General features: G+C 30.1%; 9 protein-coding genes and 1 pseudogene. All 10 read right to left on the bottom strand.

The genetic code is table 11. From position 1 onward, the window contains the following. Positions 1–58: 58 nt before the first annotated feature. Entirely contained in the window at positions 59–1,120 is a 1,062-nt protein-coding gene (locus tag KTC94_RS16455) for an IS30 family transposase (protein WP_220320590.1), read from the bottom strand. A 123-nt stretch (positions 1,121–1,243) separates the two neighbouring features. After that, positions 1,244–3,322: a thioredoxin domain-containing protein gene (locus tag KTC94_RS16450; RefSeq protein WP_220286727.1), complete on the bottom strand. Its 2,079-nt coding sequence runs from the start codon at positions 3,320–3,322 to the stop codon at positions 1,244–1,246. Positions 3,323–3,626: 304 nt separating this feature from the next. Continuing rightward, positions 3,627–4,064 carry an SRPBCC domain-containing protein gene (locus KTC94_RS16445; RefSeq protein WP_220286725.1) on the bottom strand — a complete coding sequence of 146 codons (438 nt, stop codon included), beginning with the start codon at positions 4,062–4,064 and terminating at the stop codon, positions 3,627–3,629. Positions 4,065–4,079: 15 nt separating this feature from the next. Next, complete coding sequence (locus KTC94_RS16440; protein ID WP_216301684.1) at positions 4,080–4,385, bottom strand: helix-turn-helix transcriptional regulator; 306 nt, start codon at positions 4,383–4,385, stop codon at positions 4,080–4,082. Positions 4,386–4,747: 362 nt separating this feature from the next. Further along, positions 4,748–4,939 (bottom strand): annotated as a pseudogene (locus KTC94_RS16435) (DUF255 domain-containing protein); the annotation flags it as partial. A gap of 126 nt (positions 4,940–5,065) precedes the next feature. Continuing rightward, complete coding sequence (locus tag KTC94_RS16430) at positions 5,066–5,458, bottom strand: biotin/lipoyl-containing protein (RefSeq protein WP_216301683.1); 393 nt, start codon at positions 5,456–5,458, stop codon at positions 5,066–5,068. Between the two features lie 96 nt (positions 5,459–5,554). After that, on the bottom strand, positions 5,555–8,842 hold the full coding sequence (locus tag KTC94_RS16425) for a condensation domain-containing protein (RefSeq protein WP_220286724.1): 3,288 nt from the start codon (positions 8,840–8,842) through the stop codon (positions 5,555–5,557). Then, positions 8,832–10,061, bottom strand: a complete 1,230-nt coding sequence (gene fabD, locus KTC94_RS16420; RefSeq protein ID WP_220286723.1) for an ACP S-malonyltransferase — start codon at positions 10,059–10,061, stop codon at positions 8,832–8,834. Before fabD ends, KTC94_RS16425 begins: the two co-directional genes overlap by 11 nt. Further along, positions 10,054–10,758, bottom strand: coding sequence for an ABC transporter ATP-binding protein (locus KTC94_RS16415; RefSeq protein WP_216301680.1), 705 nt, complete (start codon positions 10,756–10,758; stop codon positions 10,054–10,056). The genes fabD and KTC94_RS16415 overlap by 8 nt, the downstream gene beginning before the upstream one ends. 26 nt (positions 10,759–10,784) lie before the next feature. After that, positions 10,785–13,289 (bottom strand): ABC transporter permease, encoded by a 2,505-nt coding sequence (locus KTC94_RS16410; RefSeq protein ID WP_220286722.1) that lies wholly within the window; start codon positions 13,287–13,289, stop codon positions 10,785–10,787. Between the last annotated feature and the right edge of the window lie 23 nt (positions 13,290–13,312).

Below are 13,312 nucleotides of genomic sequence, written 5' to 3'. Positions count from 1 at the left end.
TTTTGCATATTGTAGATTGCAATATAAAATGTCCGAAATTTTCAAGAAAAATATAATGTTAAGTTGTAATGGTTTTCTGTTCCATCATATTGGCAGATAAACCGTTGAAAATCCTTCTTGGATAATTGTTGATCCAGTGCTGTATTTGCATAATTTGTTTTTTAGAGAATGCTGAAATATCCACACCTTTTGGGATAAATCGTCGTATCATTTTATTGATATTTTCGTTTGTGCCTCGCTCCCATGAACTATATGGGTGAGCATAATATACTTTAGTTCTCTTTCGTTTATTTCTTACTGAGTTCTCAATACCCTCGAAATCAAGGTTCTCACAGCCGTTATCACAGGTGATTGTTTTAAATGTTTTCGAGAATAACATTCCCATTTTACGCTCCAATTTGTCCAATTCTTTCACGACAGCCGCCTGTGATTTAGATGGTATTTTAAAGACTAACTCCTTACGAGTTACTCTTTCACTTAACACCATCAAGACAGTTTTTGTACCCTGTTTGCCAACTACAGTGTCCATTTCCCAGTGGCCTATCTCATCACGTGCAGCTACCGCTGCAGGTCTCTCCGATATGCTAGTTCCTTTGGTATTGTTATACGCTGATCTTATTTTTTTATAGTTTCTCTTTTTAGCATTCTTTTTAACAGGCAGATCTTTGTTACTTATATTTAAAAACAAATTATTATCCAAATAGTTATACACAGTTTTGAAGCAAATAGTTGTTTCAAATTGTAGATCTTTATTTGTGATATTTTGAATAGCTGCATACGGAGATTCGCCATCTATACCAATAGCTTTTTCTAAGTACTTCACCAATTTATGATCTTTTCCTATTTTTAATGCAGGACCTTTAGCGGTACCTTGTTTGTCATGCTCTGACTGCCCAATTTCTGCGCTATATTCCATTCGAGTGGTTAAGTCACTATTCAATAGTTCTACAATTCCTTTAGCAATTTCACGCCTTATTGTACGTTCTGAGCGCCCACCTATTTGCTCCGCAATACGAGTTGAATTAAGTCCCATTTTGTGTAAAGCTTCTAACTTTATGCGTTCCTCGTATGTTATGTGTTTACCTTTTCTGCTCTGTGTGATAAAATCTAATTGACTCATTTGAAATCCTCCCGTATATGTTGGTTTAGTCACTTAACATTATACAAGAGTATTTCTCTTGAGTCTTTATTTTTTGTTACTCTTCGGTCATTTCATTATACAACTTACCATTTGTTTTGCATATTAATAAATCTTAATATACTCAGAGAATTTTTTCAAATCAGTAATTGGCTCTTTGCAAGTAAAATTCTCACAAATATAGGCAGTAGTCTTTCCCTGCAAAGGTTTATGTGCTCTTAACTCATTATTAATGGAATTTAACCTTTCATCGCCAGTGTTTATTACTACTGTAGCAAATGGGAGGTAATTACTATTAATCTCTTTAATCATAGCTTTAGTAACACTACCCTGCCCCTCTCCTGCGATAATAATATCCTTTCCTGGTATCTTGCTATATAATAGTGCCGTCATAAAATAAGCATGAGCACTTTCTATAGTTTTAACCTTTGAAGCAAAAGCCTCAAATTGCCCGTATGCCTCATTTTCTAATTCACTATTACCACTTAATCTAGCAAGCCTTAACATATTTAAAGTAGCCACTGAATTACCTGATGGCATAGCACCATCATATATATCTTTTGGCCTAACAATTAGTTCTTCTCCGTCAACTCCATATAAAAACAATCCACCTTGCTCTTCATCTTTAAACAACTTAAGCATATTTTCATTAAACTCTATTGCTCTAGCTAAGTATTTTACATTAAAAGTAGCTTCATATAACTCAATTAAAGCATGCACAAGGAATGCGTAATCTTCTAAATAGCCTAAATGGGCTATTTCGCCTTCTCTGTACCTAGCCATTAATCTTCCTTTTTCATTAATCATGTTACTTAAAATAAAATCCATAGCCTTTTCTGCCTGGGTAATATAATCGCTATTTTCAAAAATTCTTCCACCATAAGCGAGCGCCGCAATCATAAGCCCATTCCAGGAAGTTAATATCTTGTCATCCTTATAAGGATGAATTCTTTTTTCCCTATATTCAAATAACTTTTGTCTCATTTCTTCTAATTTGCGTTCTATTTTTTCATCTATCTTAGAGCTACTTTTTTTGCCAATAAGATTTGGAATATTCCTACCTTCAAAATTACCTTCAACCGTTATATTATAGCGTTTACAATAGGTTTCATAAAGCTCCTCACCTAAAACTAAACCTATTTCCTTTAATGTTAATAAATAATATGTGCCTTCTTCTCCCTCACTATCTGCATCCTCTGCTGAGTAAAAGCCACCCTCTGGAGAGGTCATATCCCTTAAGATATAAATAAATATTTTTTCAGCTACTTGTTTGTAGAATACTTTGCCTGTAGCTTCAAAAGCCTCAATATATACTGTAGCTAAAAGTGCATTGTCATATAACATTTTTTCGAAGTGAGGTATGAGCCATCTCCCATCTGTGGAATACCTTGAGAATCCAAACCCTATATGGTCGAAAATCCCGCCCTCATACATAGCTTCCAAAGTTTTTTCTACCATCTCTAATGCTTTAGGCTCATTATAATTTCTCCAGTATTTCAATAAAAATTGCAAGTTATGAGGCGCTGGAAATTTTGGAGACCTTCCAAATCCACCATAATCACAATCAAATACACCCTTGAAGCTATTATATGCATTATGTATTTCATCCTCGCCTATTTCTTCTCCTAGTTCTACTAGATTAACCTTTTTATCAATGTTTTTTATATGCTCTACTATTTTTTCACTAGATGCTATAATATTCTCTCTTTCTTCATTCCACTGCTGTGCTATAGAATTCAGTACATCCTTTATGCCTGGCATTCTATGTCTACTTTCCCTTGGAAAATACGTACCAGCATAAAATGGCTTTTTATCTGGTGTCATAAAAATAGTTAAGGGCCATCCACCACTTCCAGTTAAAGTTTGGCATACGGTCATATAAATACTGTCTATATCTGGGCGTTCCTCTCTATCTACCTTTATTGATACAAAATATTTATTTAAAATAGCTGCTACTTCTTCATTTTCAAAAGATTCTTTCTCCATGACATGACACCAATGGCAAGTTGAATAACCGATTGAAAGGAAGATTGGTTTATCTTCTGCTTTTGCTTTGGTAAAGGCGTCTTCACCCCAGGGATTCCAACTTACTGGGTTATATGCATGTTGTAGAAGGTATGGAGACTTTTCATTAATTAATCTGTTAGGTTTTCTGTTTTGTTTAATAGTGTCTAGTTTAGTCATAGCTACAACAACTCCTATCAAATATGTATTAACGATATTATGCCCAATGTAACTACTTTAAGTCCATAAAAATAAAGAATAACATTTTATCCAAGTGGTTTAATTTTGTGTTGCATACCTATATCAATACAAAAACACTTGTGTCGTCCGTAAAGAAAGTTTTATCTTATTTCATAATTTCTAATGCAAACGCCCGATTAACATCATTTTATCAGTCAGATATAACCAGCCTTCCATAAAAATAACCTAGTATCATTCTTTAATCCAAGATACTAAGTTATTTTTTTATATTCAATTTTCTTTATCAGTGCTCCCAAGGAAGCGACGGAAGTGGTTCTCCTGTTTCTAATAGAGTTTTTATTCCACAAAGAATAAAAGTCCATCCAGCAGCAGCTTGCTGGAATTTTGCATCTTCAGCATTTATATCTTGCAAAATCGTTAATTTTGTTAAGGGTCCCATCTCTTGTATTTCGAAAACCACTGTTGTGATCTTTTCTTCAGTATTTTCTTGAAACTTTTTCCAAGTATAGGAAAGTCTTTTGTTTGGGTTATATTCAATAACTTCGCCTCTCACTTCCTCTTTTCCTTCGGGTGTAATAACTGATACAGAGGAACCAACATTCCATTTAGAAATTACACTGCGTCCGAACCAATATTTTTTTGTATATTCAGGTTTAATAAGAGCTTCCCATACTTTCTCCGCACTGGTCGATATAACTATTTGATACATAAATCCTTCCATAATATCCTCCTTAGTTTATTTTTCAAGATTTCCTTTCAATTCCATCAAGTCTTCAATTCTTATTTCATCAAACTTATTTATCCACCTCAAAGAAATTAGCCTTAATGGAACAGTATTAATATAATGAATCTTCTCTCTCCCCCTCCATATGGGTACTATAATATCGGCGTTTTCTAGTATTAAAAGATGTTTTGATACTGCCTGTCTTGACATTTCAAGCCGGGAACATAGTTCAGAAAGAGATTGACCATTCTTTTCATAAAGCAGATCTAATAAGTAACGACGTGACTTGTCAGCAAGAGCACTAAATATTTTATCCATAGTTTTATATTAGCAACCTTTTAGTTGCATGTCAAGTTTTTTTCAAATTACTACTAATGTCATCCATTGTGCCTCAAATTTTCTTTTATTCATGTAATAATACTCCTCGTCTTCATAGGAGTATTATTACATTATTTTAGGTGACGGGTTATTTGTCGCTTACATATATATAACATACACAGCTTTAGTTAATAGTAATTGTTCTGTAACTATATTATTTAATAACAATTTAAAAAGGCATAAAAAAACAATACCTACAATTAAGTTAGTGCTTATATAGGAATTGAAGTTTTAGTGCAAAAGCATCTTAATACATTGATTTTAAATGGTTTCTTCTTTGTCATAAATTGCAGTCTTTAGGTTACATGACACCAATGGCAAGTTGAATAACCGATTGAAAGGAAGATTGGTTTATCTTTTGCTTTGGTAAGGGCGTCCTCACCCGAGGGATTCCAACTTACTGGGTTATATGCATGTTGCAGAAGGTATGGAGACTTTTCATTAATTAATCTGTTAGGTTTTTTGTTTTGTTTAATAGTGCCTAGTTTAGTCATAGCTACAACAACTCCTATCAAATATGTATTAACGATATTATGCCCAATGTAACTACTTTAAGTCCATAAAAATAAAGAAGCAACATAATCTTGTTACTTCTTTATATAATCCCTTAAATTTGACTCTTACATAACAATCTTAAATAGAACTTCGCCATATTGAATCATTGATAGATTTCTAACACATATTTCACTAACATATCCACATACACAAGATTTTATTTGAATAAACAAGTTTAGATATTCTATAACGCACAATAAATCACCTACTTCAACCATTTGTCCTAGAGTAACAAATGGTTGATGGCTTTCATTATCTATGATTTTTACAATTCCAACGTACTTTGATTTTATTAAATAAATATCTTTATTTTTTATAGCGCATGCAATTTCGTCATTTATGTTATGTTTTTTTTGCATTGCAAGTTTTAAACTTATGTTACTATCTTTATATTCTAAATATGAAATTGATGACTGTTCCATTTGATTAATAATTTTTTTTAATATATTAATGTCCATTTTGATTTAACTCCTGTTATAAAAACGTATGACCAGGTCGCATATGCCCTTCATGAATTTAAAACCTGCTTTAATAAATTACATGAGAGCAAGATGTTATTTTAACATATGGATAGTTACTTTACTATTTTGTTTTCCATAGATTTGTATTTTATTAATATTAATTTCTGGATTTTGTGTTATTTGATTAATAATGTCATAAAATGAATTAATAAATTGAACAATAGTTTCATCTTTAAATAAATCAGTATCATATTCAAATTCAAATTTAAATCCATCATCTAACGTATAAATTGTTAATAATAAATCATATTGTGATGTAGATGTATTAACATCTTTTAAAGTATATCTTATCCCTTGAACTTCAGGATACATAAAATTCTGATAAACAAATGCTATATTAAATAAGGGCGTTGTACTAGAATCCGTCTTAATTCCTAACTTTTTAATTAACATATCAAAAGGATATTCTCCCTTATCAAGTGCATTTATTACGTTATTTGATACAATTTTTAACAATTCACTAAATTTCACTTCATCATTAAAATTATTACGTATTGGAACCATATTTATAAACACACCTAACATATCTTGAATTTCATTTAAATGTCTCCCCGCCACAGGTGTTCCAATTACAATATCATTTTCTCCAGTATAAAGATTTATAAAAATATTATATATAGATAAAAATGTCATAAATTCAGTTACATTATATTTATTTCCTATATTTAATACCTCTGTTATAATTTCTTTATCTAACTGAAAGCTTATTCTTTTACCATTATATCTTTTAACTTTTAATCTATCAAAATCCTCCGGTAAATATACTGGTGATACCTCTGTGTTAAATTGTTCAATCCAATATTTTTCCATTTTTTGAATTTTTAAATCATATTCCGAACTATTTTGATAATCTACATAATCTTTAAATTGGAATCTTGGTGGCTGAAGTTCTCCTCCATAATATATATTTAAAAATTCATTTAAAAAAAGTGAAATAGTTGTACCATCGCTAATAATATGATGCATATCTATTAAAATAATCGTATCATTTTCGACATTATTTATTTCTAAACGCATTAAAGGAGATTCTGTTAAGTTAAATGGTCTTACAAATGTTTCAATAACGAGCTTTAACTCTTCTTCATCTATTTCCCTATACCCAACATTTATCTCAACGTTATTGTGCACCTTTTGCATAGGAGATAAATTCACAAGTTCTATGCTAGTACGTAAAATTTCATACTTTTGAACTAACATATTAATAATATTTTGAGCCTTTACTGGATCAATCAAACAATTGTATATCCTTGCAGCTATAGGAATATTATACACAGTATTATTTTCTGCAAGACATGCACTAATGTAAATTCTAAGTTGTTCTTTACTTAATGGATAATACTCTTCTTTAGGATTATTCTTCAATGTAAAATTATTTTCACTATTCATTTTATCTATAATAACAGATAAACTTTCTATAGTAGGATTTTTAAATATTACAGATGCAGGGATCGTCTTATTTAATCTTTCTTTTATTAACCCAACCATAGCAATAACTTTAATAGAATTTCCACCTAATAAAAAGAAATTATCACCAACTCCATACTTATCATTTTTCAAAACATCACACCATATATTAAAAAGTATCTCTTCTGTTCCAGTTTTAGGACTTTTTAAATATTTAGATCCGCAATCTATAGTATTAATTTGTTGCTTTATTTGGTTAAATTCACCTTTTTTATAATCCTCTGCTAATTTGTAACGTTGTTTCTTACCACTTAGTGTTTTAGGTATACTACTCACTGGTAAAATATCATCAATTATTAAACCATAGTTTAATGCCATATATGCTTTTATTCGGAGTGCCATAATTTTAAATTGATCAAATGTTATATCACTTTCAATAAATATAACTGCTCTGTCTCGCTGTGAGATAGAATCAAAAGCTGCCACAGCTACTACCTGTAATTCTATACATTCTCCTGAGTCTTCTACATATTTCTCAACATCATGACAGTAGATATTTTTTCCATTAACAATTATTAAATCCTTTTCACGGCCTATAATAGTTAATCTACCCTTATTTAAAAAACCAATATCTCCAGTCTTTAACCAGTCATCATCAGTATAAAGATTTTTCGTAGCCTCTTCTAACTCGTAATATCCTGGAGTCAAAGCGTCTCCCCTCAACTGAATTTCACCCGCCACTCCTTCTTCTACTAAAACTTTATTGTTATCGCAGATTCTAATTTGTATTCCATTCAAAGGATATCCAACATCTACCAGACAGATGTCATTACTTTGTTCATCACCTAACTCAACCTTTTTTCCACCAATTAAACTTTCACGTTTATAATATCCTGCATAAATATGTTCATTAACAGGGGATATAGTTACGCAAACCGTTGCTTCTGACATTCCATACACAGAAATAATTGAATTGTGTGATAACTGTAACGGTTTTAATATATTTACAAAACTTTCGCATGCCTCAAAAGAAATTTGCTCTCCACCATTAAAAATAACTTTTAATGATGATAAATCGAATTTAGGAAGTCCTAGCTTTTGAATTGCTTGTAATACATACTTAAATGCAAAGTTTGGTGTTGCAGAAAAAGTTATTTTGTGCTCATCAATTTTTTGTAACCAATTAAGTGGATTTTGTAAAAACATTGATGTTTGCATTATATGAGTGTTAACTTTATATACTAAAGGCAGTACCACAAAAGGTATTAACGCTAAATTATGTGTTAATGGTGTCCATGTTAATATTTCACTTTCTTTTGTACCGCCAACGGCTTCATAAATGCCTGATACATTTGAAATCAGCGCTTTATGTGTCACTTGAACTCCTTTTGGTAGACTAGTTGAACCTGATGAATATTGTATTAAGCAAATATCATCTTCTTTAGGGTTGCAAATTTTTTGTGATTCATTAAATTCAGTATAATTTTCGTATCTAATGGCTTGTTTTTCAAATTTTTCTATCAATGCACTATCATCTGTATGTTCAATAATTTGTAAGACACTATTTAATACATAATCACTTGTAATAATCCATGAATTAGGCATCTTTTGTAATATCCCTTTAATTCTTTCTATGTTAAATTTATTTTGTATTCTATCAATAGGCACAGGAATAATTCCACCTATAATACACGCTATAAATGTAACTACGAATTGTTCATTATCGTCGAACTGAAAAATTAGTGTATCTCCTTTAACTAATCCGTTCTTCTGTATCATGTGTAAAACTTGCTTACCTTTTCCTAAAATATCTGAATACTTAACTTTATATTCATCATTATGGAGAATAAAGGTTATTGACTCTTCTCTACATTTATCAAGATCAAGTACGGCTTCCGTAATTGTTTTATAATTCATATTCACGCTCCTTATATACATTAAAAGATGATGTTATGTTCGTTAATATACTATTTTGCTCGTTCATAGGAACATTTTTTAACATTAAACATTTTTTTAATAACTCAACACACTTTTCCTCTATATTTTCATGACTTAAACTATTGGACTGTTCTAAATTATTACGAATTAACTCAAGTTTTTTATAATTTTCATTTAACCCTCTATGTGCTTCAACTATATAATTTTCAAATTTTGTTCCTGTTACTTCAGCTAAACATAAATTTACTATATATAATAATGATACTGATTTATTCTTATTAAATTTAATTAAGTCATTAAGCTGCTTTCTATCAGCATATTCATCCATTGCATATGCTGATATCTCATTGTAATTTTGAATAGCTATCCTCGTTAATACATTCCCCGCCCCAAATTCTATGGCATTCTCTATGCCTCTCCTTCTCAAAGTTTTCATACATTGAGTAAAATTTACTGGCTTGTATATTTGCTGTATAAGTCTTTTTTTAATTAATTCTTCCTTATGTACTTCCGCTGTTACATTAGATATTACATGAAACTCTGGCTCTGAAAATTTACATTTATTTATATACTCTTCAAATTTAATTGCAACACCCTGCATAATTTCAGTATGAAACGGTTGAGATGTCTTTAATCTTTTTGTGTTCCCACCTAATATTTCAATTTCTTTTTCAAATTTTCCAATAATATCTGCCTTAGCAGATATAACAACTTGAGTTGGAGAGTTATAATTGGATATATATATTTTTTCATTCATTTTTGCTATTACTTTTTCAAGATTTTCATAACTAACATTAACTACTGCAGTCATAGCATAGCCATTGTCTACAGTACTCATTAATTTACCTCTCATGCTCACAAGTTCCAATGCATCTTCAAAACTTATACACCCTGCACATGTCAATGCTGAAAACTCTCCCAAGCTATGTCCTAATGCTATATCTGGTACGTCCCCTCCAAGTTCTCTATAAAGCTTGTACATAATATAACTTACAGTTAATATAATTGGCTGTGCAAATTCAGTTTTGAAAATATCCTTATTTTCTTCATTACACATTTTCTTTATATCAATATTTAATTTATTCGATGCTTGTTCTAATATTAAGTTTACACATTTATTGTCTGCAAACTTATTACACATTCCAATATATTGTGAACCTTGTCCTGGAAACAGTGCTGCTATCTTTTTATTATTCATTCGTTACAACTCCATCTCTATGGTTAATAATCCGTCCATCACGCATTCTAATTATTCTATTTCCATATTCTGCAGATTCATTTGAGTGAGTAACTTGAATTATCGTAACTTTTTGTTCATCATTTATCCTTTTAAAAAGTTTCATTACTTCGTTTCCAGATACACTATCTAAATTTCCAATTGGTTCGTCTGCTAGAAGTACACTAGGATTTGTTATAAGTGCACGTGCAATTGCTGTTCTTTGTTGCTGTCCTCCTGAAAGCTGATGAGGACGAAGCTTTTTTTTATCTGTCAAGTTAACTATTTTAAGTAATTCCTCTAACTTTTCCTTCACATCCGCTCTCTTTTCTCTTGCCATTACTACTGGAAGTAATATATTTTCCTCTACAGTTAATCCTGGGACAAGATTATAAAATTGAAATACAAAACCTAGTTCTGAGCAACGTAATCTACTCTTTTTAGAATTAGATAATTTATTAATATCTTGATTATTTAATATAACGTTCCCTTCGGAAGGTTTATCTAATCCTCCTAATAAATATAGTAATGTACTCTTCCCACACCCTGATGGGCCCATAATTGAAATGAATTCTCCTTTTTCAACTTCTAAATTCACATCATTTAATATATTGGTATTTTCTTTTCCTATAGTAACTGTTTTAAATAAATTTTCAGTTTTTAATATTATGTCTTTCATTCACTCCATCTCCTACATATATTATTCTATTCATATTTCAATTCATCAATAATTTTCATACGTATTAATCCTAGTGAAGTTATTATAGTACCCAAAATCATTAGTATAAATAATACAATTGCTACAATACCAAATACTTTCCATGAATACAAAAATTTAAATGCAAGCCCTGTTCCCCAAAGCATTTTAGGAAGCATAATGCAAATTGTATAACTTAATATGCAACTAGAACCTAAAGAAATTATAAACAATGCTATAGTTTCTAAAAAAAACATACAAGTAATTTGAAGATTACTCATTGCAACAGAACTTAAAACTGCAATTTGACGTTTTCTCTGCAAGAAACTAATAAACAAATTATTAACAACTCCGAATCCAACTAAAACAAAAACTAGGGCCATTAATACGCTTAAAACCGAAATCAATCCATCTACTCCTTGCATACTATCATTTATACTTTGATTAATTGTTTTAACAACAGCAGGAGTGTCTATAAGTTCATCAGTAATATCACTTGTTGCCTTTTTCTTCTTATCATCTGATAATTTCACAAGTATTTGATATGGTATTTTAGTTACGCTTCTCTTCATATTATCAAGGCTTATAATTGCTGCATCCCTTGTTGTTGCAAACCCAGAAGAGTCTAGAAAACCTATGATCTCATATTTACTTTTTCGTTTTGTTAGTTTTTCAGAATCATAAGTAACCAATAATTTATCTCTAATTTTTAAATTGTTTTTATCTGCAAAGAAAGAATCAACCATTATATAATCGCCATCTTGTAATTTTTCAGCCAACTTCTTATCATACTTTACTCCATTCTTATGAAAATCACTAAATTGTTGATCTTTTGACATTCCAATTAAACTTAAATTTCCGAGAGTTTGTGTACCTGCTTCAGCTGCTTCAGCTTTAGGAAATGCTAAATATTCATAATACATTTTATTAACACCATCTATTTTACTGATCCTGTCGTAAGTTTTAATATCTGAACTAATGCTAGTAATAGATACGTCAAAATCATTCTGATTAAGCATTGACACCATTGACGATTGAACACTCGTAATTACTATGGATATAGTTAATATCATCGTTATCATAACAGTTATTAGTGTTATATTTCCTTGTAAAAATTTATCCGTTTCCAAATTCTTCATTGCCAAATTCAGTGTGCCACTAAACTTACCTAATGTCTTTGATACAAGCAATGTGAAAATATTAACTACAATTGAGGAAATTAAAATTCCCCCTATTATTAAAAATAAAAAGCTTATTGCACCTATAATACTATTGTAGTTTTTGTTGTAAAAATACAATCCTGCACTTACGCCAAAACTTATTATTCCAAAAGCTACATGAGCAATGCTTACATCTTTTGTTAGCTTTAATGTATTTATTATTTGATTTTTCACTTGAATTTTATTAATATTGAAAGTTATAGTTAAACTACTAATCAAAGATATCCCTACAGCAACAGCAAAAGCTATTAGTATATTAACTGGTTCCATTATAGGAATAGCATTTGTATTACTTGTCTGAAATTGATTTAGCATAGAATATATATTTGATAGTGTAAAATTACTTACCCCTATCCCTAATATAAATCCTAAAATTCCATAAATTAAACTTTCACCAATAAACAATAGGCTTATCTCACCTTTAGTTGCTCCTACACTTTGAAAAGTCCCAATTACGCTTATTCGTTCTGCTCCCATTACCTTAAATAGAAATGAAATTAAATATACACTTATAAATATTGTAATTACCAATACAAATAATAAAGCTAATGATATAGAGTCAGTTTGAGTTTTATAATCCTCAATTGAATGTGTAGCCTGTGCATCTATACCGCTGTTATCATTCTCTATATTTTTCATAACATTATTTATATCTTTACCATCCTTTACAGCTACATATATGTTGGTTATTTTATTTTCCGAATGATAAAATTGTTCTACAATTTTTTTAGGTAATACCATAGTAATGTTATTTTCATCATCCTTAGCAAGCACTCCACTGTTATCAGCTACGTTTACTACAGTATTCCTATATTTTTGTCCCAGCACATCCAATTCAAGTTCTGATCCTATATTGACCCCTAAATAGTTTAATGCCTTTTTAGATATTACAATTCCGTTATTATTATCATTTTCCTCATTATCAATAACTTTTAATTTCTTAAGTTCATTTGTATCTGCACCAATAATATTTATCTTTATATTTTTCCCAGCTTTATTTTTAATTTTTCCGAGTCCACCAAATATTTCTGAACTATTTTTAACATCGCTGCTATTAAGTTTTATACTACCTTGCTTAATTAATTCATCACTATTTTTTGATGCACTTATAACAATATCTATATTTCCTAATAAATACTTAACATTTGTATCATATGTGGCCATGAAATAATTATTTATACCTAAATTAGCCATTACCAACAATGTTGTAATCATTATAGAAAAGATAATGATAAAAGATCTTAACTTTTTATTCCATATGTTGTATAAAAAATATTTTAATATAAGTTTCATTTTCCCCTCCTAATTATTCACCA

The organism is Clostridium sp. CM028 (assembly GCF_030585565.1).
Classification (GTDB): domain Bacteria; phylum Bacillota; class Clostridia; order Clostridiales; family Clostridiaceae; genus Clostridium_AD; species Clostridium_AD estertheticum_B.
The sequence above is the reverse complement of the archived record's forward strand: the minus strand, read 5'-3'. Positions and strand labels throughout refer to the sequence as shown.